The 26448-nt window shown below is 56.8% G+C and carries 27 protein-coding genes; 12 read left to right on the top strand and 15 right to left on the bottom strand.

Annotated features, from left to right (window positions below):
• Nucleotides 1-231 precede the first annotated feature (231 nt).
• Both HBN98_RS08725 and HBN98_RS08730 read left to right on the top strand, forming a co-directional pair.
• Nucleotides 232-1383: a hypothetical protein gene (locus HBN98_RS08725; RefSeq protein WP_151101715.1), complete on the top strand. Its 1152-nt coding sequence runs from the start codon at nucleotides 232-234 to the stop codon at nucleotides 1381-1383.
• Nucleotides 1384-1741: 358 nt separating this feature from the next.
• A complete protein-coding gene (locus HBN98_RS08730; RefSeq protein ID WP_083367992.1) occupies nucleotides 1742-4426 on the top strand; it encodes a TrlF family AAA-like ATPase in 2685 nt (894 codons plus the stop codon).
• Between the two features lie 565 nt (nucleotides 4427-4991).
• On the opposite strand, the gene HBN98_RS08735 is transcribed toward HBN98_RS08730, so the two are convergent.
• Both HBN98_RS08735 and HBN98_RS08740 read right to left on the bottom strand, forming a co-directional pair.
• Complete coding sequence (locus HBN98_RS08735) at nucleotides 4992-5348, bottom strand: DUF7079 family protein (RefSeq protein ID WP_083367991.1); 357 nt, start codon at nucleotides 5346-5348, stop codon at nucleotides 4992-4994.
• A 67-nt stretch (nucleotides 5349-5415) separates the two neighbouring features.
• Nucleotides 5416-5676 (bottom strand): DUF6429 family protein, encoded by a 261-nt coding sequence (locus tag HBN98_RS08740; protein ID WP_083369403.1) that lies wholly within the window; start codon nucleotides 5674-5676, stop codon nucleotides 5416-5418.
• A gap of 265 nt (nucleotides 5677-5941) precedes the next feature.
• Here HBN98_RS08740 and HBN98_RS08745 point away from each other — a divergent pair, with 265 nt between their 5' ends.
• Nucleotides 5942-6271: a hypothetical protein gene (locus HBN98_RS08745; protein WP_083367990.1), complete on the top strand. Its 330-nt coding sequence runs from the start codon at nucleotides 5942-5944 to the stop codon at nucleotides 6269-6271.
• A gap of 18 nt (nucleotides 6272-6289) precedes the next feature.
• Here the strand turns inward: HBN98_RS08745 and HBN98_RS08750 are convergent, their stop codons facing one another.
• Complete coding sequence (locus HBN98_RS08750) at nucleotides 6290-7039, bottom strand: hypothetical protein (RefSeq protein ID WP_083367989.1); 750 nt, start codon at nucleotides 7037-7039, stop codon at nucleotides 6290-6292.
• Between the two features lie 120 nt (nucleotides 7040-7159).
• Here HBN98_RS08750 and HBN98_RS08755 point away from each other — a divergent pair, with 120 nt between their 5' ends.
• The 3 genes from HBN98_RS08755 to HBN98_RS08765 all read left to right on the top strand — a co-directional run bounded on the left by HBN98_RS08755 (nucleotide 7160) and on the right by HBN98_RS08765 (nucleotide 10368).
• Complete coding sequence (locus tag HBN98_RS08755; RefSeq protein ID WP_083367988.1) at nucleotides 7160-7534, top strand: hypothetical protein; 375 nt, start codon at nucleotides 7160-7162, stop codon at nucleotides 7532-7534.
• Nucleotides 7535-7644: 110 nt separating this feature from the next.
• Nucleotides 7645-8376 (top strand): hypothetical protein, encoded by a 732-nt coding sequence (locus tag HBN98_RS08760; RefSeq protein ID WP_083367987.1) that lies wholly within the window; start codon nucleotides 7645-7647, stop codon nucleotides 8374-8376.
• 72 nt (nucleotides 8377-8448) lie between these two features.
• Complete coding sequence (locus HBN98_RS08765; RefSeq protein WP_083367986.1) at nucleotides 8449-10368, top strand: alkaline phosphatase D family protein; 1920 nt, start codon at nucleotides 8449-8451, stop codon at nucleotides 10366-10368.
• A gap of 121 nt (nucleotides 10369-10489) precedes the next feature.
• Here the strand turns inward: HBN98_RS08765 and HBN98_RS08770 are convergent, their stop codons facing one another.
• Nucleotides 10490-11662: an aspartate aminotransferase family protein gene (locus HBN98_RS08770; protein WP_083367985.1), complete on the bottom strand. Its 1173-nt coding sequence runs from the start codon at nucleotides 11660-11662 to the stop codon at nucleotides 10490-10492.
• A gap of 101 nt (nucleotides 11663-11763) precedes the next feature.
• Between HBN98_RS08770 and HBN98_RS08775 the strand changes: the two genes are divergently transcribed.
• The 3 genes from HBN98_RS08775 to HBN98_RS08785 are packed head-to-tail and all read left to right on the top strand — an operon-like array spanning nucleotide 11764 to nucleotide 13703.
• On the top strand, nucleotides 11764-12669 hold the full coding sequence (locus HBN98_RS08775) for a LysR family transcriptional regulator (RefSeq protein WP_064589086.1): 906 nt from the start codon (nucleotides 11764-11766) through the stop codon (nucleotides 12667-12669).
• 55 nt (nucleotides 12670-12724) lie between these two features.
• Nucleotides 12725-13126: a GNAT family N-acetyltransferase gene (locus HBN98_RS08780; protein WP_083367984.1), complete on the top strand. Its 402-nt coding sequence runs from the start codon at nucleotides 12725-12727 to the stop codon at nucleotides 13124-13126.
• A 58-nt stretch (nucleotides 13127-13184) separates the two neighbouring features.
• Nucleotides 13185-13703 (top strand): hypothetical protein, encoded by a 519-nt coding sequence (locus HBN98_RS08785; RefSeq protein WP_373292971.1) that lies wholly within the window; start codon nucleotides 13185-13187, stop codon nucleotides 13701-13703.
• Between the two features lies 1 nt (nucleotide 13704).
• Here the strand turns inward: HBN98_RS08785 and msrA are convergent, their stop codons facing one another.
• The 3 genes from msrA to msrB are packed head-to-tail and all read right to left on the bottom strand — an operon-like array spanning nucleotide 13705 to nucleotide 16762.
• Nucleotides 13705-14409, bottom strand: a complete 705-nt coding sequence (gene msrA, locus HBN98_RS08790) for a peptide-methionine (S)-S-oxide reductase MsrA (protein WP_083367982.1) — start codon at nucleotides 14407-14409, stop codon at nucleotides 13705-13707.
• 15 nt (nucleotides 14410-14424) lie between these two features.
• Complete coding sequence (locus HBN98_RS08795) at nucleotides 14425-16200, bottom strand: cytochrome c biogenesis protein DipZ (RefSeq protein ID WP_083367981.1); 1776 nt, start codon at nucleotides 16198-16200, stop codon at nucleotides 14425-14427.
• Nucleotides 16201-16243: 43 nt separating this feature from the next.
• On the bottom strand, nucleotides 16244-16762 hold the full coding sequence (gene msrB / locus HBN98_RS08800; RefSeq protein ID WP_083367980.1) for a peptide-methionine (R)-S-oxide reductase MsrB: 519 nt from the start codon (nucleotides 16760-16762) through the stop codon (nucleotides 16244-16246).
• Nucleotides 16763-16913: 151 nt separating this feature from the next.
• On the opposite strand from msrB, the gene HBN98_RS08805 reads away from it, so the two are divergent.
• The 3 genes from HBN98_RS08805 (at nucleotide 16914) to HBN98_RS08815 (ending at nucleotide 19962) form a co-directional block, all read left to right on the top strand.
• Nucleotides 16914-17624: a response regulator transcription factor gene (locus HBN98_RS08805; RefSeq protein ID WP_064589092.1), complete on the top strand. Its 711-nt coding sequence runs from the start codon at nucleotides 16914-16916 to the stop codon at nucleotides 17622-17624.
• Complete coding sequence (locus tag HBN98_RS08810) at nucleotides 17621-19141, top strand: sensor histidine kinase (RefSeq protein ID WP_083367979.1); 1521 nt, start codon at nucleotides 17621-17623, stop codon at nucleotides 19139-19141. The genes HBN98_RS08805 and HBN98_RS08810 overlap by 4 nt, the downstream gene beginning before the upstream one ends.
• A gap of 119 nt (nucleotides 19142-19260) precedes the next feature.
• On the top strand, nucleotides 19261-19962 hold the full coding sequence (locus tag HBN98_RS08815) for a hypothetical protein (protein WP_083367978.1): 702 nt from the start codon (nucleotides 19261-19263) through the stop codon (nucleotides 19960-19962).
• Between the two features lie 67 nt (nucleotides 19963-20029).
• Here the strand turns inward: HBN98_RS08815 and HBN98_RS08820 are convergent, their stop codons facing one another.
• The 8 genes from HBN98_RS08820 to cyoA all read right to left on the bottom strand — a co-directional run bounded on the left by HBN98_RS08820 (nucleotide 20030) and on the right by cyoA (nucleotide 26334).
• Nucleotides 20030-20521 (bottom strand): RidA family protein, encoded by a 492-nt coding sequence (locus tag HBN98_RS08820; RefSeq protein WP_083367977.1) that lies wholly within the window; start codon nucleotides 20519-20521, stop codon nucleotides 20030-20032.
• Between the two features lie 198 nt (nucleotides 20522-20719).
• Nucleotides 20720-21034, bottom strand: coding sequence for a helix-turn-helix domain-containing protein (locus tag HBN98_RS08825; RefSeq protein ID WP_047599259.1), 315 nt, complete (start codon nucleotides 21032-21034; stop codon nucleotides 20720-20722).
• Entirely contained in the window at nucleotides 21031-21375 is a 345-nt protein-coding gene (locus HBN98_RS08830) for a hypothetical protein (RefSeq protein ID WP_064589096.1), read from the bottom strand. Before HBN98_RS08830 ends, HBN98_RS08825 begins: the two co-directional genes overlap by 4 nt.
• A 126-nt stretch (nucleotides 21376-21501) precedes the next feature.
• Nucleotides 21502-22389, bottom strand: a complete 888-nt coding sequence (gene cyoE, locus HBN98_RS08835; protein ID WP_003227980.1) for a heme o synthase — start codon at nucleotides 22387-22389, stop codon at nucleotides 21502-21504.
• Nucleotides 22390-22399: 10 nt separating this feature from the next.
• Entirely contained in the window at nucleotides 22400-22735 is a 336-nt protein-coding gene (cyoD, locus tag HBN98_RS08840) for a cytochrome o ubiquinol oxidase subunit IV (RefSeq protein WP_003227981.1), read from the bottom strand.
• Complete coding sequence (cyoC, locus tag HBN98_RS08845) at nucleotides 22735-23358, bottom strand: cytochrome o ubiquinol oxidase subunit III (protein ID WP_003227982.1); 624 nt, start codon at nucleotides 23356-23358, stop codon at nucleotides 22735-22737. Before cyoC ends, cyoD begins: the two co-directional genes overlap by 1 nt.
• A gap of 3 nt (nucleotides 23359-23361) precedes the next feature.
• Entirely contained in the window at nucleotides 23362-25389 is a 2028-nt protein-coding gene (gene cyoB / locus HBN98_RS08850) for a cytochrome o ubiquinol oxidase subunit I (protein ID WP_007968380.1), read from the bottom strand.
• 3 nt (nucleotides 25390-25392) lie between these two features.
• Entirely contained in the window at nucleotides 25393-26334 is a 942-nt protein-coding gene (cyoA, locus tag HBN98_RS08855; protein WP_027612162.1) for a ubiquinol oxidase subunit II, read from the bottom strand.
• Nucleotides 26335-26448: the final 114 nt, after the last annotated feature.

The raw sequence follows: 26448 nt of genomic DNA on the forward strand, positions 1-26448 counted from the left end.
CCAGGCGAAGGAGTCGGAGCGTCAGATTTTACGGGTCCTCCCTAAGGGGGGCCCTACACGGGTTATCAGACTCGCGGATTTCCTCTAGCTGAGTTTTTTTCAGCGATGTCCGTCTTTATTGTTCTTGGGCTTATTCCACGGATCCATTGCATGTCAGGTTAGAGATGCATACTCTCCCGTTCAAAGTGATGCGTGCAATACGCTGACCAATTACATGCGCTGGGTAATCTCATGTCAAAACTAAACCATTCAGTCGTTCATCTCACTATGTACTTCAGAAACATGGAGCTTGCAATTGGAACCGGATTTATTTATTTACACAAAGCTCAGCATTACATTATTACCGCCTGGCACAATGTGACCGGCAGACACCCAGAAACTCTTAAAACCCTTAGCGATATGGGTGCCGTACCTGATTACCTGGCTGTGAACATCTCGGTAAAAGGAGGCGGAGTAGTTTTACGTGAAAGACTAATACTGCCGATCCTTGGAGAGGAAACCTCTAACTACTTTATACATCCAACCAATTATCCAAGGATAGATGTAGTAGCAATCCCATTCGACCCAAAAGAAGAACACATTGCAAATTTACCCAACGAGAACGGAGCAACTGACTCGCTTCGCCTTTATCTAGCTGGCAATCCTGCCTATGTCAACGCCGAGCTATTTCCGATACAAAACTACTTGATAGAAAACAAAAGCGTAGTAAAGGAATGGTTCGAAAAAGTCGACGTGACTGACGAGCTATTTATTCCTGGCTACCCAATGAATGTTCAAGACCGAACCTATCAACCCGTATGGAAAAGGGCTACGGTCGCTTCATCTATACAAACCGGCTGGAATCGAGAAAGAAAGTTTTTAGTGGACAGTGCGTCCCGAAGCGGAATGTCCGGCGCACCAGTTCTTTATTACAATAGCTCTGGTCTAGTACGTTATGGAAACCACAGTTATCAGCTTGGAAAGCCGGCTGCAATTCTTGCTGGTGTTTATGTAGGTAGGATTGGAAATGGAATCAGCACTCCACATAAAACCAATAAACTCACAAAACCCCGTGTGGACGCTGATGCACAATTAGGCATCGTCTTTAACGCCACTGTGATAGATGAGATTATTGAGGGACAGAAAAGAGATCACTTGCCGGAGTTCATCCAAGCCAGCACAGCTGAAATCACCAAGGCTTGCAACGACTATTTTTTAGAAATCCCTAGCGACTGGATCTCGGACTTATCGAAGCCTTATTCTTCGCTGCGCCAAATGTGTAGCGCCGCCATTGTAGAAAAACTTAATTCCCGAATCCTATTGACTGACGCGGATGAGAACCTCATGAACTTAGCAAAAGAAAAAACCACCACGCAGACCGATAAAATTAATAAACACGAATAATGCTTAATGGAGATAGTCAGCGAACTCATTAGTTTTTACCTCATATGGAAAGCGGCAGCCCGGCAGACTGCACCAAGAACTGATGATCCTAAAGAGATGAGCCCTAAATGCAGCTGATACCGGAGCTCAAAAGCTCATACGCCTCGAGAGGGCACAACAGCTTATCCACATCGCAAACCGTGATCGGTACATTCCTCAGCCGTTTGAAGCCTAGCAAACCGCGCTCAGACACAAGCTGCTTCTATCGAACGGATACGCTCACAAGAAATTGAGAAAGCCACGGACATGACATTTTTGAGCTAAATTGTTTTCGGTACAGCAGCCACTACAAAAACGAAGACGACAAGGATTACCAAAAATGTCGGACGCATTGAGCCAATGCATTGAACTTGAAAGCGGTTCCCGATTTTATCGCGGAGATCTTCATATTCATTCTCATTCAGCGTCACACGATGTGACCGACAGTGAAATGACACCCCAAGCCATCGTTGCCACTGCAGTCCGCGAAAACTTAAAAATTATCGCTATCGCGGACCACAACGAAATAACTAACATTCAAGCTGCATTGAAGGCTGGGAGTGATGCCGGAATTTTGGTAATCCCGGCTGTTGAGCTTTCGACTCCGGAGGGACATTTACTTTGTTATTTCCCTACCTATGAAACACTCGCTAGTTTTCACGGACGATTAGACTTGGCAGACCGAGGACTGCCAAATAGCCGATGCCGAACTTCGATGCATGCTTGCTTAGAAATAATAAAAGCCCTTGGTGGCTTTGGTATTCTTGCACATGTAGATGGTGGGAATGGCTTAGAAACAAATGATCCAGGTGGATCTCCCCACAAAGTAGACATCATCTGTCATCCCGCACTCCTAGCTATTGAGTTAAAAAACGCAGCATCAGTTGTTCGCTACTCTCCTGAAGACGTTGATCCGGTTCGAATTCAAATAGGAAAGGAGCGAACTGCAAGGCTAGGCCTTGGCGAGCGCCAATACCTGGCAAGAGTTTTAAGTTCCGACTCTCATACTCTTAATGCCTTGGGACGCAATGCGGCACAGGATAGAAGACTGACTCGTTATAAGATGGCGAAGCCATCATTTGGTGGTTTACAGCTAGCGCTTGAAGAAGGCGACTCCCGTATACGTCTAGAAGATGAGATCCCAACGAGCACCCCTTTCATACTCGGGGTGTCGATTGGTGGTGGTTTCCTGAACAACCAAAGTATTCACTTCAATAGCAACTTAAACTGCATTATCGGAGGCCGCGGAACTGGTAAATCCACTACCTTTGAAGCAGTACGCTGCCTTACTGGGTCCCCATCAGATGCTGATGTTGTAGATTCTGAAGTATGGCCGCAGAGATTAGATTTATTCTGGCAAGACGAAGCAGGAGAAATGCACACCCTTTCTCGCGCGATGCGCGGTGATCTTGTCAATATTGATGACCCTCTAGATGGACCCATAGCTTTTGAAATCGATTGTTTTGGACAAGGGGAGGCCGCCAGGGTTCGAGAACAGGCGAAGGCAGACCCCTTAGCTCTGATGAAGTATTTGGATACTTTCACTCACGTGGGTGAAGCGATACAGGAAGAACAGGTTGAGTTGGATAACTTACTGAAGATACAAAACGATATAAATATGGCGAGAAAGAACGTAGATGCAATTCCTCAAACCCAGCGGGCTCTAACTGTTCTACAGCAACAGCTCCAAGCGTTCGAAGCGGCAAAAGGCTCTGAAATAATTAAGCTTCAACGGGGTCTAGCCACTGAAAAGGCTCTAAAAACAAGCCTTCAAGAGAAACTAAAAGAACTAAAGCTTCTCGTAGAAAGCGACGAACTTAATGAAAAACTTACTGCGCTAAGGACTCTTGTTGATACGGACGGCATTGAGACTGGAAAAACCGAAGCAGCTGAAATTATTGCTCAGATGGATGTTTTTTCAGAAGCAGTAAATTTGGCCAAAGCCGCGATAAAAAGTGCATACACCCATCTGCAAAAGACGACATTAGCAGCAATTGAAGATTGGACTGCAAAAGAACAACCACTTCGAGACGAAGTTGAAGAAAAGAGAAAGCAGCTTGAACAGAATGGCGTAAAACTAGATATGTCTCACATCACTAAGCTAGCCAGTGACGAGGCAACCCATCAAAAAACACTAATTAGCTTAAGAGCTTGGGAACCTGTTTTAAAATCTTTACATAAGGATTACTCAGAGGCCTTGGCTCGAAGATGGGCTGCACGGAGAAAAATTTCTTCACTGAGACAAGCCTATGCAGTTAAAGCCTCCAAAGCTTTAGCAGAAGTCCTATCAGACCTTCAGGTCAAACTTCAATATATAGACAGCGCTTATTCCGAAGAAGCCGTTTCAATAATTGCCACAGCAATGACATGGCGTACATCAAACCATGTTAAAGCCCGAGCAATTGTAGAAAAACTAACTATCCCCGGATTACTTAGCGCAATAACCAAGTCGCAATATAGCTCGGTATCAGATATCGAAATTGAGAAAAATGTAAAGCTCTTCACAACTGGAGACGCCAGAGACATTATTGCACAGTTAGGAGATCCATCAGTTCGCGCGGCGTTAGAAACATGTCACGTCGACGACCTTCCAAAGTTAATGGTAACTCGACGCATTGATGAGGGACCGAGTCCGAAATATATTCACAGAGACTTCTCTCGTCTATCGTTAGGTCAGCAACAATCCGTACTGCTCGCATTAATACTTTCATCTGATAGCAAACGACCAATGATAATTGACCAGCCAGAAGACAATCTAGACAGCGAATTCATCTTCCATACATTCGTTCCCGTGCTCCGTAGGGCTAAAGAACGTCGACAGGTTATAATTGTCACTCATAACGCCAATATTGCTGTTCTTGGTGATGCAGAGCAGCTCATTGTCTTCAAGAGCAATAGTGAAACAAGTAAAATTGTTGCTAGAGGGTCAATTGATGATATCAATGCCCGTGATGCCGCCTGCAAGATTCTAGAAGGGGCTAGGGAAGCATTCACTCGGCGAGCCCGCATATACGGAATTTCCTAACCCTTGTTGAGTCAGGTAGCCCTCCGTCAAATCGGCCTACGAACCAATGAGCGGAGGCCCCATGCGAAAAGCACAGAGCGTGTGCCGACATTCGCACTGCACCAAAACCGGCTCCCTCTAATACGGGCGTAAATGGGCTTGAATGTAACGATCTGTGGCTGTCGATTGGATTGCATGGTACCGAATCTATTATTCATACTAGGGCAGCGCACGCGATCATGTATCCCTAAATGTATCCCAACCGTAGCAAACCTCTCTGAAGGCCATGAGTTTACTGGAAAATCCCAGTCTCCCTCGGGGCACCAAAATTAAGAAAGGTCTTGCTTAGCAAGGCCTTTTTTTTCGTCTGCTGAAAAGTTGGGCAATTATTTTTGCGTAACCGTGCTACGAGAAGTGTGGGCTAAACGCTGAGCGATTGATCACAGCAATATGCAAGAGAATCTGCAGCTATGACTTTGGCGCCATGCCGTGGCAATGGGCGACTGGCCGCATCGGTTAAACGTGCTGCAGGTTGTGCCACAACTGAGTCCTTGCCATGGTCGCCTAGTCCATTGAACGCTTGGGTTCAAAGCCTACTGGCGACTTCCTTCCAGATGTAGGCGTAGTTGTATTTCAGCCAACGAACCAGCACTTTATCGAACTGCCTAAGAAACCAGCTGCGCTCTCTAGCTGCCAGCCTTTCTTCTATCGACTGTCTGAGTTTGTCGGGATCGAACCCAGTCCACACCGGAGGCACAGCTGCAACGAGATTGGTGAAGCACACCGGCGCAACCTCTGAATAAAGAATTTCGTAAAGTATTTCAGGGGCGACGCCTCTTACCTTATCCGACACGTAGTCATATTCTACGGGAAAATCATTGAATGGCTCAGAGAGTGCAGCTCTCACTTCTGTCAGTTGTGGTTCATTCAGAAAATGCTCCAACGAGAAAACTCCTCCAGTTGCGTTCCACTGGCGCGGCGCAGTTCAAACGACGAGCCGAGACAGGAACTCAGATATCTGGATCAGGCGTACGCTCGGCTTGAGACCCTCCCCCAAACAAACGCTCAGCTATCTGAAGACCTCGTTCCTGGCCTTCCTCCGTCAACCAGATCGATTTGTTCCTGTTTACCGGATCACTGATGAAACCCTGCTCATGCAATCGGTTCATGACTTCAAAATCGAACCCTTTCCATGCATTGCCTTCGTCGGAACTGAACGCGGCCAAAAGGCCAAGCACAGCCTCATCAATCAACTTTTCATCGTATTCCATGATCGTCGCTCCGCTCATATGTCTGAATTAACGTCGAGTTTTTGTGGCACCTCATTCTCACTGGCCATCCTGAGAAACTCGCTCTGTTGCTTAGGTCATTGAATATTCCAGCGCGGTACGTGCAACCTGTTTTGCCTCGGGACTGCATCTGATGCGTCCACTCAGTATAATCACCCCCCGCCTACAGGCGGTCTGCCGCCCGTTGCGGCTTTCGTTGGTCGTACCGAATTTCAAGACTCATGCTCAAGGACATCCAAGGCCAACCATGGAAACCTCACTGGAAACAGTCGCCCTGTTCTCCCTCAAACTCGCTTACGAAGAAGAGGGCCTGAGCCCGATTCTGCGCGATGACATGGTCATGGGGGATTATCAGAAAGACGTGTTCGAATTGCTGGTGCGCCGTGGGGATGTGCAGACCATTCAGTTCAAAATGAATGAGTGCCTGGGTTTGGCGATGGAAGCCTTGGGCGGCGTCGAGAAACCGTTGGGCCGCGAGCTGCACAAGCTGTCAGCCGATTTCAGCCAGGCGCAGTCGCTGGAGCAGCTTGCTCCGCCGCTCCTCGCGCTCAAAGGCTATTTGAAAGACATTCTTTGACCGACCTGACGTCGCGCCTTAGCGGCGCGCCTTCAACACCCGAATATCCGTCGCGAATCCATCCGCACCGACAATCTTCTTCCAGCCCACGTACTGAAACTCGCCCCGCTCATCGATGTAATCACCCTTCTCCACCGACCGGCCACCGACGATGGCCACGCGTTTTTCCTCGCCACAGCCGCCATCGGATGGGCGAACGGTGTAGATCACGTACGGTTTCACATATTGCGTGGCGCGAAAGTACTGGCCGCAGATTTCGTCGACGGTGATCAGCATGGTTTTCAGGCGGGCTTCGCCGTCCATGTCTTCGTGCAGTTTCAGGAAGGAGATGTCGCCAACGTCGCTGTAGCCGAGTGAACGGGCGCGTTTATATTCGGGGGAGTTCTGGTGGGCGATGCGGCCTTGCTCGGCGGCCTGGTTCATTCTGGCGGCGAACTCGGCATTGCCTTGAGCAATGGTTGCCTCGGCCTGGGCGGCGACATTTTCGCATTGAGCGAATTCTCGGGAGCCGAGGTATTGGGGCGTCAGGTTCGAGCGGCGCTGGTTCATGCTCCGCAGGCTGTTCTCCAGGTCGCCGACCACCTCATAAGCGCTGGGTACGCGACCACTCTGGACGTCGGCCATTTTTTCCTGCATTCGCTGGCAGTTGGCGAGGTAATACTGCCAACTGCTCTCCGGAGGCTCTTTCCAGGCGGCGAGTGCCGGGGTGATGGCGCTGGCGAGTGCGATTGCACAGAGCGTATGTAGAGCAGAAGCAACTTTTGACATGAGTAGTCCATTACAGGAATCAAGAAAGTGGCGCGACGCTACTATTTTGTTATCTTGCCGTCCATTGCCGGTAAGCGTGTCTGAGGCAGGCACTGCAACTGATTGCGAAGGATGGATACGATGGATGTTTTGTTTTTCTTTATCGCCTGGGCAGGCATGTGGGTCTGGGTCGTCCGCAACCGTAGCAGCTGGAATCTGCTCCTCGCCAACTTGCTGGGCGCCGCCAGCGGATTGATGGTGGGTGTGGTGGTCGAGCAGCTTTACGTGGGCTTGTTCGGAGCGCCCCGGCCAACCGTCCCCAGCCTCATGCGCACCGTGGTGGAAATGCTGTCATTCGCTGCCGCCGTGATTGGCGTATGGATGCTGGTAGCCCACCGCTCGCAGGTCGAACATCCGGTTCTTCGCCAACTGCTGGCCGGCCTTTGCGGCATTGTGGCCGGCATCACGGCGATCATGTTTTTTGCGCAGATTAATCCGCCAAATCTCGGCATGTGAATGTCTTCGTGGCGTCAGACCTCTATTTTGGTATCTTGCCGCCCATCGTTATGGTTGATCATCCGCAGTGTGCTGATTTCAGGTTTTTGCAGGTTTAAGGAAAGGATCGAATGGAGTTTCTGAGTTTTCTGGCATTTATCGCCGCCTGGGGTTTCATGTGGCGCTGGGTGGTGAAAAACCGTGGCAGCTGGAATCTGTTCTACGGCAACGTTGTTGGCGCGGCGGGCGGTTTCATTGTCGGCATGGTGGTGCTGTCGATCTTCCTGTCGTTGTTCCCGTCGGCGCATAAGTACGATCGTGCGCCCGCCGAAGAGGTGATCACGCAGAGCGATGTGACCACCAGTCTGCTGCCGGAAGCCGAGTCGGACTCGACGTCCGCGACGCTGGAAAACGCGCCGGGCTTTGCCGCGATCGAGCCGGACAACCAACCTTCGCCGCCGGACTCCGCACTGTTGCCGAACTACGCCAGCCGCGCACCGAAATCGATGGCGGAACAAGCCGTTCTGGATCAGAGCGACGCGCAAGGCCGCAAAGCGTTTAACGCGCTGCGCGACAAGCTTGGGAAAAACGCCGACAGCGATAAATCGATGCTCGCCTATGTCATGTGCAGCCCGCTGGTCACCAGCACGCTGCGCTTCCCGGCGTCGGCGCGCTTTGCCGACAGTTCTGCCATTGTCACCCAGCGCTTCAAGGATCAGGTCTACACCCTGAGCAACAAGATCACCGCGCGCAACATGAACGGCGATGACGTCACTTATCGCTTCGACTGCTCAGTGCAAGAGCAACCCGCGTCTGCCGAATGGCGACTGCTGGCGCTGAAGCTGCAGAAGACCGACTCTTAAGCCTCGTTTAAGGGTTCAAGGCGCCGGCTGCGCTATCATCGCCAGCCAGTGCGCCTTGAGCTTTGCCTCCGAATGTCCCCGATACCTGCTGACCTGAACCCGCTACCTCCCGTGTTGGCCGGCCCGCTGCTGCGCCGGCTGGAACCGACGCGACTGGTGCTGTGGCTGGTCGGCAGCCGCGAGCTGGCGCTGACCCTGCGCTTGCAAGGTGTAGGAGAGATTCCTCTCGATGCCGGGAAATGCACGGTCATTCCTGTAGGCCGTCACGCGTTCGTCCATCTGATTGACGTCACACTCGACAGCGCCCTGCCCTTTGACAGCCGCATCGACTATGACCTGCTGATCGACGGCCAGACGCCCATCGCCGACTGGGCGCCGCATCTGCTGTACGGCGATGCCCGCTGCCCGAACCTTGTGCTGCGTTCGCGAATTGATCAGTTGCTGCACGGCTCCTGCCGCAAGCCTCATCACCCGGCCGCTGACGGTCTGCTCTGTGTCGATCAACTGTTGGCGGCAGAAACCGCTCCGCAGCAACGCCCCGCCCTGCTGATGATGAGCGGCGATCAGGTCTACGCCGACGACGTTGCCGGCCCGATGCTGCGTGCCATTCATGGCTTGATCGAACGCCTCGGTCTGTTCGACGAACACCTCGACGGTGCCGTGGTCAGCGACAGCGCCAAGCTTTACGAACACCCTGCCAGCTACTATCACCGCGCGGATCTGTTACCGGCGCTGGAGAGCAACGAGACATTGCGCGAGCGATTTTTCGGCGGCGCGCGTAAGCCGATTTTCACCAGCAGCAGCGCCGACAATCACTTGGTCACGTTCGCCGAAGTCATGGCGATGTACTTGCTGGTGTGGTCGCCGGTTGCGTGGACGCTGATCAATCCGACAGCGCCCTCGCTGACGACGGAACGCTTGCAGCGCTATACCCTCGAACACACCCGCATCGATGCCTTCAAGGCCGGTTTGGGCAGGGTCGCCCGGGCGTTGGCGCACCTGCCGAGCCTGATGATTTTCGATGACCACGACATCACCGATGACTGGAACCTTTCCGCGCAATGGGAGGAAACCGCCTACGGTCATCCGTTCTCCAAACGCATCATCGGCAACGCCTTGATCGCCTACATGTTGTGCCAGGGTTGGGGCAACAATCCGGATGCGTTCAAGGATCTGCTGGAGAACACCCGACGCCTGAGCGCCAGCGGTGATGATCGCTATCTCGACAGCCCGGTGCAGGACGCGTTGATCGATGACCTGCTGCGCTTTCAGCATTGGCATTTCGTGCTGCCGACCAGCCCGGCACTGGTGGTGCTCGACACCCGCACCCGGCGCTGGCGCAGCGAGATGGCGCTCAAGCAACCGTCGGGGCTTCTGGATTGGGAGGCGCTGAGCGAATTGCAGCAAGAACTGCTCGATCATCCGTCGGCGATCATCGTTTCACCGGCACCGATCTTCGGCGTGAAGCTGATCGAAACCGTGCAAAAGGTGTTCAGCTGGTGCGGTTATCCGCTGCTGGTCGACGCGGAAAACTGGATGGCGCACCGTGGCGCCGCGCAGGTGATCCTGAACATTTTCCGACACTCACGCACACCCGGTAACTACGTGGTGCTGTCCGGCGATGTGCATTATTCCTTCGTCTACGAAGTGCTTATCCGACACCGTAAAGCGGGGCCGCGGATCTGGCAGATCACCAGCAGCGGGATCAAGAATGAGTTCCCGAAAACCTTGCTGGAATGGTTCGACCGCCTCAACCGCTGGCTCTACTCGCCACGCTCGCCACTCAACTGGTTCACCAAACGCCGCCGCATGCGCATCGTGCCGTACACCCCGGAACATGCCGAAGCGGGCGAGCGCCTATGGAATTCGGCGGGGATCGGCCAGGTGTTTTTCAATGACCAGGGGCAGCCGAGCGAGATCATTCAGCACAACTCGAACGCGGCGCTGAAGACGCGAATGCTGGCGCCGGCGTTGGGGGATTATCCTGATTAGTGTTACCCATTTTCCAATGTGGGAGCGAGCCTGCTCGCGAAGGTAATTGATCATTCAATATAAATATCGACTGACCCACCGCCATCGCGAGCAGGCTCGCTCCCACAGGGGTTATCGGCTGTCAGTGCGCGGTTACAGCAAGCCCGACACCTCTGACAATCATCCCCACCTCCCGCTCATCAATCGTCAGCGGCGGCAGCAGCCGTATCGTCTTGCCACGCGTCACATTGATCAGCAACCCATGATCCCGCGCCGCAATCAGCGTCAAATCGCGGATCGGCTGTTTCAACTCGATTCCAATCATCAAGCCATGCCCACGAATCGCCAGCACATTGGGGTTGTCCGCCAGCTCGGCGCGCAGACGAGTCAGCAGGCGTTCGCCCTGCACCCGGACATTCTCCAGCAGCCCCTGTTCTTCGATGATGTCCAGCACCGTGCAGCCGACCCGACAGGCCAGCGGATTACCGCCAAACGTGCTGCCATGACTGCCGGGGGTGAACAGCTCCGCCGCCCTGCCCCGCGCCAGACAGGCGCCGATCGGTACGCCGTTGCCGAGGCCTTTGGCCAGGGTCATCACGTCCGGAACAATACCTTCATGCTGAAACGCGAACCACTGGCCAGTGCGGCCGATACCGGTCTGGATTTCGTCGAGCATCAGCAGCCAGGCGTGGCGATTGCACAGTTCACGCAGGGCTTTGAGGTAACCGGGCGGCGCCAGTTGTACGCCGCTTTCGCCTTGAATCGGCTCGACCAGAATCGCCACGATCCGCTCGCCATGCTTTTGCTGCACCTGCTCCAGCGCGGCCAGATCACCGAAGGGCACTTTGACGAAATCCCCCGGTAGCTCGTTAAAGCCCAGACGCACCGCCGGCCCATCGCTCGCCGACAGAGTCCCCAGCGTGCGGCCATGAAACGCGTTGGCCATGACCACCACCAGCGGCTGGTCGATGCCTTTGCTCCAGCCATACAAACGCGCCAGTTTCAGCGCTGTTTCGTTGGCCTCGGCGCCGGAGTTGTTGAAGAACGCCCGGTCCATTCCCGACAGCTGCGTGAGTTTCTGCGCCAGCTGTTGCTGCCAGTCGATGCTGTACAGATTGGAGGTGTGCAGGAGCATTCCAGCCTGCTCGCTGATGGCCGCGACGATGCGCGGATGCGAGTGCCCGACATTGGTCACCGCCACGCCCGCGACGGCATCCAGGTATTCACGACCGGCCTGGTCCCACAGGCGAGTGCCCAGGCCTCTGATGAAACTCAGGGCGAGCGGTTGGTAGGTGTTCATCAGGGCGGCGGTCATGACTTCAAACTCCAGGAAGGTCGGTGTGTTTGCAGTATGGTTAGCCACCAGAACTGGATAAACTCGGCGAAACTTCAATCATTTAACAGCTGAGCTTGATAATGGACCTGTTGCAGGCGATGAGCGTGTACGTGAAGGTCGTGGAAGCCGGGAGCATGACGGCGGCCGCGTTGCAGTGCGAAATGTCCACGACCATGGTCGGCAATCACCTGCGCGCGCTGGAGCAACGGCTCGGCGTACAACTGCTGCAGCGCACTACCCGGCGGCAGCGCTTGACCGAATTTGGCAGTGTTTATTATCAGCGCTGCCTGGACGTTTTGGGTTTGGTGGCCGACTCCGAACGACTGGCTGAACAGGCTCTCGATGAGCCGCGCGGCCTGCTGCGCATCACCGCGCCGCTGACCTTTGGTGTCGAACGCCTGGCCCCCGCGCTCAGCGAGTTTTCCCTGCAATACCCGCAGGTCAAAATGGATGTGGTGCTGACCAACAGCCGACCGGATCTGCTGGAAAGTGGCCTCGACGTAGCGTTTCGGCTGGGGCATTTCGAGCAATCGAACCTGATCGCCCGGCCGCTGATCGACTACACCCTGACCGTGTGCGCCTCTCCGGCCTACGTCGCCCGACGCGGCATGCCGATCACTCCGGAAGACCTGCAACAACATGACTGCCTGTCGTTCGCCTACCCCGCCGGCGATGACTGGCAATCGGTGGAAAAACGCTGGCGCCTCAGCGGCCCGGACGGCGAGATTCTGGTCGACGTCAGCGGGCCGATGCTGATGAACACCTCCGCCGGCCTGCATCAGGCGGCACGCACCGGGATGGGCATTGTGATGTTGCCGGATGCGCTGGTGGAACAGGATTTGCGCGACGGCAAACTGGTGACAGTGATCCCCGATTACCAGCCCCCGAGCCGCCCGTTGCATCTGCTGTACGCGCCGGATCGTTATCGCTTGCCGAAGCTGCGTCGGTTTGTCGAGTTTGCGATGCAAACCTGGGGCAGGTCCTGACGCGGATTGCGATCAACTACGCTCGAATAACTGCCAACAAGGACGCTGCCAGCCAATGAACAACATCACCGTACGTCATCTATTACCCGTGGAAGTGGAGCCAGTGCGACAGTTCCTTGGGCAAAATGGCTGGAGCCACCGAACAGGCTCCAGCGACCACTTCGCCCAACTCATCGACAACTCCCAACGCACTGCCGTCGCGCTGAGCGGCGAGCAGATCATCGGTTTCGCCCGAGGCATCACCGATGGTTTGTCCAACGGCTATCTGTCGATGGTCGTGGTCGATGACCAGCATCGACGCGCAGGCGTCGGCCGCGCGCTGGTCGAGCATGTGATGGGTGACAACCCCGAGATCACTTGGGTCCTGCGCGCCGGGCGCGAAGGTGCGGAGACTTTTTTTGCCAGTTTGGGGTTTGAAACATCGCTGATTGCCATGGAACGGCCGCGCTTGAAATAACCGGCGCCGACCATGGCAACCGCTATGATTGATCTTCTCTTTCAAGCACGGACGCCCATTGATGCTAATCACTCTGCAAAACACCCCACTGTGGGTTTATGCGGTTTTCCTGGTACTCGTTTATTTCGGGATCAAGGCTCGCACGCCCAGCCCCAAGAGCCGTTTAGCAATGCTGGTCACACCGCCAGCGTTGATAGCCTGGTCTCTCTTTTCAATAAATCTGACGCTTGACCCAGCCCTGTCCCTCAGTTGCTGGATCGGCGCCCTCTTGCTGGGCGGCGTTACGGCATGGCTAATGTTTTCGGCGCAATACGTGACGCTTGATGATTCGCAAACAGGACTGATCTTGCCCGGCACATGGAAAGTGCTGATGTTGTACCTGCTGTTTTTTGCCGTGAATTACTACTTTGGCTATCAGGATGACGTGCATCCGGAGCAAGCCTCTGCTCCGGATATGCTGCAGTTCAAAGCTGCAATGTCAGGTTTCGTCTGTGGGTTGATAGGCGCTCGTTCGCTGAAGTACTACCGGTTGCTGCGCTTGCTTCAGGCGCAACGCCCGGGATTGACCGCACAATGAATCAGGAGCCGTCCTTCACCAACACCGGCTTCTCCTGATAACGCTGCGCAAACAACTGCTTCAACTGCGCGACCTTCGGCATGTCGTTGATCACGATGTACGGATAGGTCGGATGTTCGGTGAGGAAGTCCTGGTGGTAGTCCTCCGCCGGGTAGAAGCCGTTGTAGGTTTCCAGTTTGGTGACGATCGGTTGGCTGTAGGCATGCGCTGCGTCGAGTTGGGCGATGTAGGCCTGGGCCACGCGTTGCTGGTCGGCGTTGACCGGGAACAACGCCGAGCGGTATTGCGTGCCGCTGTCGGGGCCCTGGCGGTTGAGTTCGGTCGGGTTGTGGGCCACCGAGAAGTAGATCTGCAACAGGCTGCCGTAGCTGACTTGCGTCGGGTCGAAGGTGACTTGCACCGACTCGGCATGACCGGTGTCGCCTTCACTGACCCGCTCGTATTCCGCCGTGTTCGCCGCGCCGCCGGCGTAACCGGAGACGGCTTTCTGCACGCCTTTGACGTGTTGGAAAACGCCTTGTACACCCCAGAAACAACCACCGGCGAACACGGCAGTTTCACTGTGCGCCTGGGTGGTTTCATCAAGGGTCGGCGGCGCAATGACCGCCGCGTCTTCAGCCCCGAAAGAAAACGCCGAGCACTGACCGATCACGCCGGCCATCGCGACGCCCAACAATCCGCGTCGCCAGTTGTTTTGAGTTTTCATGTTGCGCACTCCCGCTCAGCCGAAGGTGAAGGCGTAGGCCGATACGCCCGGGTCAAGAAATTCGATGGTGAAGGTGCGATCCTTCACCGCATCGGTTTGCCGCACCAACTGGTACAGGCGCTGTTCGGTCACGCGACCGCTGCCATCCGGGGCGACATCCACACCGTGGGCGTCACCCGGCGCCTGCCCGTCAATCGACACGTTGAAACGCACCGGTTTGCCATCCGCGCCCGGGCCCAGCACCAGATGCAGATCGCGGGCGTGGAAGCGGTAGACGATGCGACTGGCCGGCGCGCTGGCGGTGGCGCGCTCGCCACCGACGGCCCATTGGCCGCCGAGGCTCCAGTCATTCAAGTTCAGGTTGCTCGGTGGGATATAGGTCGCGACCTTGTCAGGCACCAGGCCGGTTTCCGGTACGAAATGTTCCGCGCGTTGGTAGCCGACGTAGGTTTCCGGCGACAGCACCTGATGCATGTCCGGCGCCTGTTGCACACCATTGGCATCGGCGTTGATCAAGCCGTCGGCCACGGTTTTCGACCCGGCTTCACGCAGTAACTGCTGGATGACCCGCTCCGATTCGGCGTAGTCGCCTTCGCCAAAATGGTGGTAGCGAATGCGTCCCTGGGCGTCGGCAAAGTAATGCGCCGGCCAGTATTCGTTGTTGAAAGCGCGCCAGATCTTGTAGTCGTTATCAATCGCCACCGGGTAGTTGATGCCCAGCTCTTTCATGGCTTTGGTGACGTTGCCCACATCGCGCTCGAAGGCGAATTCCGGGGCGTGCACGCCAATCACCACCAGGCCTTGATCGCGATACTTCTCGGCCCAGGCTTTGACGTACGGCAGCGTGCGCAGGCAGTTGATGCAGGAGTAGGTCCAGAAATCCACCAGCACCACTTTGCCCTTGAGTGCCTGGACGTCCAGCGGTGGCGAGTTGAGCCAGTGCACGGCGCCATTGAGCGGCGGCAACTGGCCTTCGATCGGCAGTGTTCCCGGGGCCTTGTCGGCGACTTTCATCGCAACGCCCACCGCAGGAATCTGCGCCATCATCGTTGCGTTACCCGACGGAGACTTGCCGGACAGCTGGCCGACCAGCGCTTGTTCAATCCCGCCAGTGGATGCCGTCGACAGCCGTGCCAGCAGCCCGGTGTCGAGGCCCAGCGCAATCGCCGCGACACCCGCGAGCATCGCCGCGCCCAACCCGCGCCGGATCCATTCACCGGTGCCGATCGAGCGCTTCATCAGCGCAAATACCTTACCGCCCAGCAGCAGTGCCGCCGCCAGCGAAGTCGCGGCGCCCGCCGCGTAGGCGAGCAACAACAGCGTGGTGGCGATGCTTGCTCCTTGCAGCGCGGCTCCGGTCAGAATCAAGCCGAGAATGGGTCCGGCGCACGGCGCCCAGAGCAGCCCCGTGGCGACGCCGATCAGAAACGAGGCGCCGGGACGCGGACGATTGTCCTGCCCGGCGGCCTCGGACAGGCGACTGCCGGCCGACACCAGTGGCCGGGTCAGGCGCTCGGCGAGGCGCGGCAGCAGCAGCGTCAGCCCGAACAGTGCAACGAACAGCAACGCGAGCCAGCGACCGTACTGATTGACTTGCACCACCCAACCGCCGCCCACCGCTGCCAGCGTGGCGACGAGGGCGAAGGTCAGCGCCATCCCGGCCAAGAGCGGCAAGCCACTCTTGATAAACGGCTGCCCGGTGCGAGCGAAGACAAAAGGCAGAACAGGCAGGATGCACGGACTGACGATTGTCAGCACACCGCCCAGATAAGCGAGAACCAAGAGCCACATGGTGTCGTCCTGTAGAAAGTGAAGAGCGAATACGTGTCATGGCTCATGCCGCCACGGGTTTGAAGGTCATTGCCAGGCCATTCATGCAATAGCGCAGGCCAGTGGGTTTCGGGCCGTCGTTGAAGACATGCCCTAGGTGCCCGCCGCAACGTCGACAGTGGACTTCATTGCGGGCCATGCCGAAGGAGCGGTCCTGTCGCGTCGCCACCACATGCTCCAGCGGCGCCCAGAAACTCGGCCAGCCGGTGCGGCTGTCGAATTTGGTCGCCGATGAAAACAGCGCCAGGTCACAGCCCGCGCAAGCGAAAGTGCCGTTGCGATGCTCGTCGTTAAGCGGGCTGGTATAGGCGCGTTCGGTGCCTTCTTCACGCAGGATGGCGAACTGCTCGTCGGAGAGCCGCGCGTGCCATTCGCTGTCGCTGTGGGAGACCTCAAACACCTCATCGGCCTGCGCCTGATCAATCAGCGCGGTGCCCGGGGACAATTTTGGCAATACACCCACCACCAGGGCTGCAAGCCCCAGCCCGCCGCTCGCTACGAGAATCTGTCGCCGTGAAAACATGGCCGTCTCCAAAAATTCCAGGTGCCTGTCATGGAACACAGCCTAGGCTTGGGTTGATCGCCAAATCCTCACGGGAAGTTAACGAATTCGTGATAACTCGCCGCGGGGAAAAGCCGCACAATGCGTTCACTGCGCCGAAGGACTGAGCTTGATGGAACCGACCAGACGCATCCTCGTGGTCGAGGATGATCAACACATCGCCGACCTGATTTGCCTGCACCTGCGCGATGAGCATTACGACGTCGTGCACAGCGCCGACGGCGATGAAGGCATGCGCCTGTTGCAGCAAGGGCAATGGGATGCGCTGATCCTCGACCTGATGCTGCCGGGCGTCGACGGCCTGGAAATCTGTCGCCGTGCCCGGGCGATGGCGCGCTACACACCGATCATCATCACCAGCGCGCGCTCCAGCGAACTGCACCGCATCCTCGGTCTGGAGCTGGGGGCCGACGACTACCTGGCCAAACCGTTCTCGATGCTGGAACTGGTGGCTCGGGTCAAAGCCTTGCTGCGCCGGGTCGACGCCATGGCACGCAACCTGAAGATGGACGCCGGCAGCCTCAGCCTCGATGGCCTGAACATCGACCCGATTACCCGCGACGTCACCCTCAATGGCGCCCGCCTGGACCTCACCCCGAGGGAGTTCGACCTGCTGTATTTTTTCGCCCGCCAGCCGGGCAAGGTGTTCTCGCGCATGGACCTGCTCAACGCGGTGTGGGGCTACAGCCACGAAGGTTACGAGCACACGGTCAACACCCACATCAATCGCCTGCGGGCGAAGATCGAACGCGATCCGGCGCAACCGACCCGCATCCTCACCGTGTGGGGTCGTGGCTATAAATTCGGCACGGAACAACCATGAAACTGACCCTGTCGCAGCGCCTGTCGCTGGTGTTCGCCGTGTTGCTGCTGGTGTGCTGCGGCACCTCGGCATGGCTGCAGGTGCGCTCGAGCAAGATGCATGAACTGGAAGTGGTGCAAGGCTTGTCGCGGGACCTGGCGCAACACATCGCCCATGACACGGTGCTGATGGACAGCAATGGCCTGATGCCCGGTGCCGTGCGCGAGTTGTTCAGCAAGCTGATGCTGGTCAACCCGAGCGTCGAGGTTTACCTGCTCGACACTGAGGGGCGGATTGTCGGCAACGCGGCGCCGGAGGGACATCTGCGCCGGGAGACGGTCGATCTGGCGCCGATCCGCCGGCTGCTCAATGACCAGCCGCTGCCGATCCTCGGCGATGACCCGCGCAGTGCCGACGGGCGCAAGGTGTTCAGTGCCGCGCCGTTGCGGGTCAACGGCCAGCCGGCCGGCTACCTGTACGTGGTGCTGCTCAGTGAAGAACACGATCGCTTCGCCGAACGCGGTGCCACCAGCGCCGCGCTGAACACGGCATTGCTGTCGATCGGGCTGGTCGCGCTGTTGTGCCTGATTGCCGGTCTCACCGCATTCAACCTGATCACCCGGCCCTTACGCCGGTTGACCGAGACCGTCAGCCGCTTCGATATCGACGGCGCGCCGCAAGCGCTGCCGGCCCCGTTCACCGCTGTGGATAAAAGCGCTGACCCGGATGAAATCGCCGTGCTCGACGCCGCCTTCCGGCAGATGCAGACCCGTCTCGGTGAACAGTGGCGCTCGCTGACCCGGCAGGATCAGGAACGTCGAGAGCTGGTGGCGAACATCTCCCACGACCTGCGCACGCCGCTGGCCTCGCTGCACGGGTATCTGGAAACCCTGTCGCTGAAGGACGCCACGCTCACCGCCGAAGAGCGCCGGCGTTATCTGGGCATCGCCCTGGATCAAAGCCGCAAGGTTGGCGGACTGGCGCAATCGCTGCTGGAACTGGTGCGCCTGGAACACGGTTTCGTGCAGCCGGTGCTGGAGCGCTTCTCCCTGATCGATCTGCTGCAGGACATTTTCCAGAAATTCGAACTGGCCGCTGAAGCACGCCACGTCGAACTCAAGGCCAGTTTCGTGCCGAACCTGCCGACGGTCTGCGCCGACCTCGGGCTGATCGAACGGGTGCTGACCAACCTGGTGGACAACGCCTTGCGCCATACCCCTCAGGGCGGCGAGATTGCGCTGGATTTGAAGCCGCGTGGCGCCTTGGTGGAAGTGACGGTCAGCGACACCGGTCCGGGCATCGCCCCGGAGTTGCGCGAAGGTCTGTTCCTGCGGCCGTTCAATATCGGCGGCGCGCGGCGCGACGGTGGATTGGGCCTGCGCATCGTGCACCGCATTCTGCAACTGCACGGGCGCGAGATTCAGTTGCTGGATGTCGCGGGGCGCGGCGCGACTTTTCGCTTCTCGCTGCCGACCGATCAGCAAACCGCTGAACAGTGGATGATGCGCTCGATGAATTCGCACACCCCGGTCAAATAATCCGCACCGCCGGCCTGTTGTTCCGTGACAACACCGCCCCGCTCCCCTAAATTAACCGGCCTGAAAAAGACCTCGCGCTTTCTCATCTCCACTCAAGTTAAAAAAGTAGTGAAATTTCAATGTCCGATTTCAACACCGCTGAATCCGTAGTCACCGAATCGTCCAAAGCGGAATACGAAAACTCCATCAATCTTTCACAACACCTTCCACAAGCCAAAATCATCAGCGAGATGGTCCTGGACGCTTTCCAGTCGACCCGCGAAAGCGACCAGATCCGCGAGCTGCGCGCGGCGATTCGTCAGGCGCATGACAGCTTCGATGACGACAAGGCCTACGAGCTGATGGGCGAACTCAAGCGCCTGAAGGACGCCGAAGCCGCCGACATCGCCGCCCTCGAAGACCTGAGCAGCAAGTTCTCGATCGGCCGCATCCTGTCCAGCTTCAAGGACGATCCGGCGTTTCAGGAAATCGTCTACGGCCTGGCCCTCAAAGTGCTGAACCAGACCCATCAGGCGATCAGCAACCCGAGTGGCGGCAAGAGCAAGGCCGCCAAGAAGAAAGAACTCGAAATCTTCACCATCAGCAAGGACGGCGCCAGTGTGACCCTGCCGCTGCGCACTCCACGTTCGCGCTTGAGCGTTGACCGCGAAGCGCTGGAGTTCCTCGGTTTCACCTTCGTCGGTGAAGGCGAAGAAGCCGAGCTGAAGGGCGAAACCTTCCTCGACAACGCCGGCACCGAACACGCGATCAACCGCAAGAACATCATCACCGCCCTGCAACAGCAGACCGCGTTCGATGGCTACAGCATCGCCGCGCAGTAAATCCGGCGCAGACGAAAAAGCCCCGCTCTGAGGTTCAGTCGGGGCTTTTTGTTGGGCGGCGCAGGGGTCAGGCTTCCGGGTGCACCGCCGCGATCATGTCGACTTCAAGCGCCGCGTTCTTCGGCAACTGGTACACACCGACCGTGGTGCGGGTGTGCCGGCCGGCGTCGCCGAGCACATGACTAAACACGTCCGATGCACCGTTGGCCACTTCACTCAGGTCAACGAAGTCCGGGGTGGACTTCACATACACCGTGACCCGCAACAACGCCCGGATCTTGTCCAGCGACCCCACCGCATCGACGATCAGCGCCAGGCAACGCATGGCGCTGATGCTGGCGGCGGCTTGGGCATCCTTGAGGGTCAACTCCAGACCGACGCGGCCGGGATACAGAATCCGGCCATTGACCCTCGGCACCATGCCGCTGATGTACAACTCATCGCGATGACGGATCAGCGGCGCGTAATTGCCGCCGGCAGTGTTCTCGCCATAGATGTCGTAATTCAGCTCTTGTGCCAGGGCAATGAAGCGCTCGTCGCAGGTCATCCTCTCAGTCATTTCGCCCAGCCTCTGAATCGATGCGTGAAATTTCGCGGAGTAGAACAGTTGAGCGCCGAGGGAATGGCATGGCGCTATCACTGAAGGTTGGATCCAAATCTAGAAGGTTCGCGACCATACCGCAACCTGTCGTCCTGAACGACTAGCCCCACGACTCTCTCGAATCGCGGGGCTTGAGGACGTATATCAACGAATAATCTAGACAGCGCCTAATCGCTCAACCATATCAGGGAATTTCTCCACCAAGCGGATCAACAGTGCCGCCTGAGCATTGGGTTTTGACTTCTCCTGCTCCCAATTTCTCAATGTACTCGGGCTGGTCCTGATTCGCTTTGCAAATACCGCCTGTGACATGTGTAATTTTTCACGCAGTGCAACGATCTCCTGTGCACCAACCTCGGGAACCGGCTTGTCCTCGACGACCGTATTGCGCAACGTGATTTTACCTTCGCGATGGGCGGCCATCTCTTCAACGCCCTGCATCAATTCCGCAAACAGGTCGCGCTTTTTCATGGGGTACCTCGTTTTTTCAACTCTATTTCAATGGCTTTTTTGAGCGCCTTCTCTTGCTCGGCTGACAGATTTTCAAGCTCATCTTTGTCATAAATCGCAAACATCCAAAACTGACGATCATTCATAAGCCAATAGTAGATGACCCGCAAGCCACCTCGTCGCCCTTTGCCTCGTCGGGCATCAGACCAACGTAATTTTCGGAAGCCACCAGTCCGCGGTATTACGTCGCCCGCCACTGAATTGCACTGCAGATAATTCTGCAACTCCCGATACTCATCGTCCGTCAGATAACGACCAACGCTCGCGGTAAATATTGTGGTTTCAAAAAATACGGTTCGCATGAACAAACTATAGGCAACTTGCCCATAGACAGACTATCAACAAATTCGACCCTTGATAAACGTCCGCTCAACAAAAAACCCCGCACATCTCTCAATGTGCGGGGTTTTTCTTGAAGCCTTACAGCCTTACGGCGCGTACGTCAGCAGCAACTCGGCCGGCACCTTGAAGTCCAGAGACATCATGACGCTCAGGGCGGTGATGGTGAAGATCGAGAACACGAACAGCTTGCGTGCCCAGACCGTGTCATCCACCGCCTTGTAGCCGGTCCAGGCCATGTACAACCAGTACATGCCCATGGCCGCGGCAACGGCGAGGTAGCTCATACCGGCGTAGCCGCTGAAGGTCAGCATCAGGGTCGCCACGAGGAACGCCAGGATGTAGAGCAGGATGTGCTTCTTGGCCACTTCGATTCCGCGCTTGACTGGCAACACCGGAATCGATGCGGCCAGGTAGTCGTTGAAGCGGAAGATCGCGATGGCGTAGGAATGCGGCATCTGCCACAGGCTGAACATCACCAGCAGGGTCAGTGCGGCCATGTCGAAGCTGTTGGTTACGGCAACGTAACCGATCACTGGCGGCATGGCGCCCGACAGACTGCCCACCAGCGTGCCGTGAACCGACTTGCGCTTGAGGTACAGGCTGTAGAAGCCGACGTAGATGATGAAGCCGATTACCGCGAACAGGGCGGCCAACGGGTTGGCCACCTTGTACAACAAGGCAACGCCGAGAACACCCAGGATGGTCGCGTAGACCAGGGCCAGTTTCAGGGAGATCAAGCCCTGCACCAGCACCCGGTTCTTGGTGCGTTCCATCTTCAGGTCGATGTCGCGGTCGATGCAGTTGTTGAACACGCAACCGGAGGCCACGACCAGGGAAGTGCCGATCATGGCGGCCAGGAACACCGCCAGATCTACATGCCCTTTCGAGGCCAGGAAGAACCCGCCTGCCACAGAAAGCACGTTACCGAAAATGATCCCCGGTTTGGTGATTTGGATAAAGTGCTTGAGCGACATCGGGTCTACCTCACTTCGCCATCATGTACGTGTGGATGCTGAACATGATCCACAGCGACAGGCCAACCAGCAGCAGGATCACGATGGCCGTAAAGACAAACGCGATCACGTTGTTACGTTGTGCAATCGAACGGTCCAGGTGCAGGAAGTAGTACAGGTGAACGATCACCTGGATTACCGCGAACAGCAGGACGATTGCCAGCGTGGTCGACTTCGGCAATGTCGGAAACATCACCAGGCCGAACGGGATGGCAGTCAGGATCACCGACAGGATGAAGCCAATGGCGTACGACTTTACGCTGCCGTGGCCAGCATCATGGCTGTCATGGGAGTGTGCATTAGCCATTACAGAGTCCCCATCAGGTAAACAACGGTGAATACGCAGATCCACACCACGTCCAGGAAGTGCCAGAACAGGCTCAGGCAGCTCAGACGGGTCTTGTTGGTCGCCGTCAGGCCGTGCTTGTTGACCTGGTACATCATGATGCCCATCCAGATCAGACCCGCGGATACGTGCAGACCGTGGGTACCGACCAGGGTGAAGAACGCCGACAGGAAGCCCGAACGGCTAGGACCGAAGCCCTCGGAGATCAGCAGGTGGAACTCGTTGATCTCCATGGCGATGAAGCCTGCGCCGAGCAGGAAGGTCATGAACAACCAGCCCAGGACCTGCTGCTTTTTACCCTTGTACAACGCCAGCATGGCGAAGCCGTAGGTGATCGAACTGAACAACAGCAGAGCGGTTTCGCCCAGCACGTATGGCAGTTCGAAGATGTCGTGGCCCGACGGGCCACCGGCGACGTTGTTTACCAGTACTGCGTACACCGCGAAGATCGACGCAAACAGAATGCAGTCGGTCATCAGGTAGAGCCAGAAACCGTATACGGTCATCTCGCCCGAGTCGTGGTGATGGTCATCGTGCCCATGGTCACCATGGGCGTGTCCAACATTGGTCACTAAGTTCGACATGGTTTAAGCCTGTTCCAACGAGGTTACACGGGTGGCATTGGCCGGGATTTTCCCTGCCGCGACCAGACGCTTGTGCTGCTCGGCTTCGATGCGTTCGATCGTTTCAACCGGAACCATATAGCCCTGGTCGTCACGAGCGGCGTGGATCACGAAGTAGATGACAGTGCCGGCCAGGCTGGCGATCGCCAACCACCAGATGTGCCAGATCATCGCGAAACCGAAGACGGTCAGCAGTGCGCCCATCACCACGCCAGTGGCGGTGTTGTTCGGCATGTGGATCGGCTCGTACTTGGCCGGAGCCTGGTACGCGGTACCGTTTTCCTTGGCTTCGGTGAACGGGTCGATGCAGTCAGCCTTCGGCAGCACAGCGAAGTTGTAGAACGGAGGTGGCGACGAGGTCGACCATTCCAGAGTGTGGGCATTCCACGGGTCACCGTGTTCGCACATGTTCTCTGGCTTGTTGCGGTCACGCACACTGACGTACAGCTGGATCAGTTGGCAGGCGATACCGACAGCGATCATCACCGCACCGAACATGGCAACGTACAGGTACGGTACCCACTCAGGGTTGGTGGTGGCGTTCAGACGACGGGTCATGCCCATGAAGCCCAGTGCATAGAGCGGCATGAACGCGACGAAGAAGCCCGAGATCCAGAACCAGAACGCTGCTTTACCCCAGCCTTCGTGCAGCTTGAAGCCGAACGCTTTCGGGAAGTAGAAGCCGAAACCTGCGATGTAGCCGAATACCGCGCCGCCGATGATCACGTTGTGGAAGTGCGCGATCACGAACAGGCTGTTGTGCAGAACGAAGTCAGCACCCGGGATGGCCAGCAGTACGCCGGTCATGCCGCCGATGGCGAAGGTCACCATGAAGCCCAGGGTCCACAGAACCTGGCTGGTGAAGCGCAGACGGCCCTGGTAGATGGTGAACAGCCAGTTGAACAGTTTCACACCCGTCGGGATGGAAATCAGCATCGTCGCCAGACCGAAGAAGGCGTTGACGCTGGCACCCGAACCCATGGTGAAGAAGTGGTGCAGCCATACCATGAAGCCCAGTACCGAGATCGCGCCCGAAGCGTAGATCATCGAGTGGTGGCCGAACAGTTTCTTGCCGGTGAACGCCGAGATCACTTCCGAGAAGATGCCGAAGGCCGGCAGGATCAGGATGTAAACCTCAGGGTGGCCCCAGGCCCAGAACAGGTTGACGTACATCATTGGATTGCCACCAAGTTCATTGGTGAAAATGTGGAAATCCATGTAACGGTCAAGGGTCAGCAGTGCCAGGGTAGCGGTCAGGATCGGGAACGAAGCCACGATCAGAACGTTTGCCCAGGTGCAGGTCCAGGTGAAGATCGGCATGTCCATCAGTTTCATGCCAGGGGTACGCATTTTCAGCACGGTGGCCAGGAAGTTGACCCCCGTCAGCGTCGTACCTAACCCGGATAGCTGTAGCGCCCAGATGTAGTAGTCCATCCCCACGCCAGGGCTGTATTGCAGACCCGACAGCGGTGGATACGCAACCCAACCGGTCTTGGCGAATTCGCCGACGCCCAGGGACAGGTTGATCAGGACAACGCCGGACACCAGCAGCCAGAAACTCAGGGAGTTCAGGAACGGGAAGGCAACGTCACGCGCGCCGATCTGCAGCGGCACTGCAAGGTTCATCAGGCCGGTGAAGAATGGCATCGCCATGAAGATGATCATGATCACACCGTGAGCGGTGAAGATCTGGTCATAGTGTTCAGGCGGCAGGTAGCCAGGCGAACCCTCGGTGGCCATGGCCAGCTGGGTACGCATCATGATGGCGTCGGCAAAGCCACGCAGCAGCATGACCATGGCAACGATGATGTACATCACGCCGATTTTCTTGTGGTCGACCGACGTCAGCCACTCGGTCCACAAGTAGGTCCACTTCTTGAAGTAGGTGATTGCAGCGAACAACGCCAGACCACCGAGCGCGATCATGGAGATGGTCACCATGACAATCGGCTCGTGGAAAGGGATCGCTTCCCAACTTAATTTACCAAACATCGTTTACTCCTCTGCCCCGGCAGCTGAATGCGAATTCGAGTCCATGTCCGTTGCCGCCACTTCTTTCTCTTTCTTCTCGTGCTTCAGCGGCTTGCCCGGTTTCATGCCTTCGTACTTGTCGACGATGGTCTGGAACAGGTTCGGCGTGACCGAGGAGTAGAGCTCGACTGGATTGTTCTGGCTTGGCTTGGCAAGGGCTGCGTATTCAGCTTGTTCAAGCTGTTTAGGTGCCTTTTTGACTTCACTTACCCAGGCGTCGAAATCTTCCTGAGAAGTTGCGATCGCTTTGAATTTCATACCGGTGAAACCAGCGCCGCTGTAGTTGGCGGAGATACCGTCCATTTCAGCGTTGCGGTCAGCGATCAGGTGCAGCTTGGTGGTCATGCCCGCCATCGCGTAGATCTGGCCGCCCAGGCCCGGGATGAAGAACGAGTTCATCACGGCGTCCGAAGTGATCCGGAAGTTGACCGGGGTGTGCGCCGGGAACACGATCTTGTTGACCGTGGCAATGCCTTGTTCCGGGTAGATGAACAGCCACTTCCAGTCCAGCGCAACGACTTCGATGGTCACCGGCTTGACGTCGGATTCAATCGGACGATACGGGTCCAGCTTGTGGGTCGAAATGTAGGTGATGTAACCCAGGGCGATGATGATCAGGACCGGAATGGTCCAGACCGCCACTTCGATTTTGGTCGAGTGCGACCATTTCGGGGTGTAGACGGCGTCCTTGTTGGAGGCGCGGTATTTCCAGGCGAACAGGAAGGTCATGACGATAACCGGCACAACGACCAACAGCATCAGCAGTGTGGCGGTGATGATCAGGTTGCGCTGTTCCAGGCCGACCTGGCCCGTTGGATTGAGCAGGGTCATGTTGCAGCCTCCCAGCAACAACGTGCCGAGCAGCGGCACTAGGCCTAGTAATCTGGGGTACCTGTTTTTACTCATCTCACGACCTCTAAAGCAGCTTGCGCAATGCAGTTGGGTTTTGATCGCCAACACTTCACCCTGCCAAGGGTTGGCATTTTCTTTGGATTGAATAAGGGCCGCCCGTCGCGCGTC

This window comes from Pseudomonas koreensis (assembly GCF_012986595.1).
Taxonomy (GTDB): domain Bacteria; phylum Pseudomonadota; class Gammaproteobacteria; order Pseudomonadales; family Pseudomonadaceae; genus Aquipseudomonas; species Aquipseudomonas koreensis.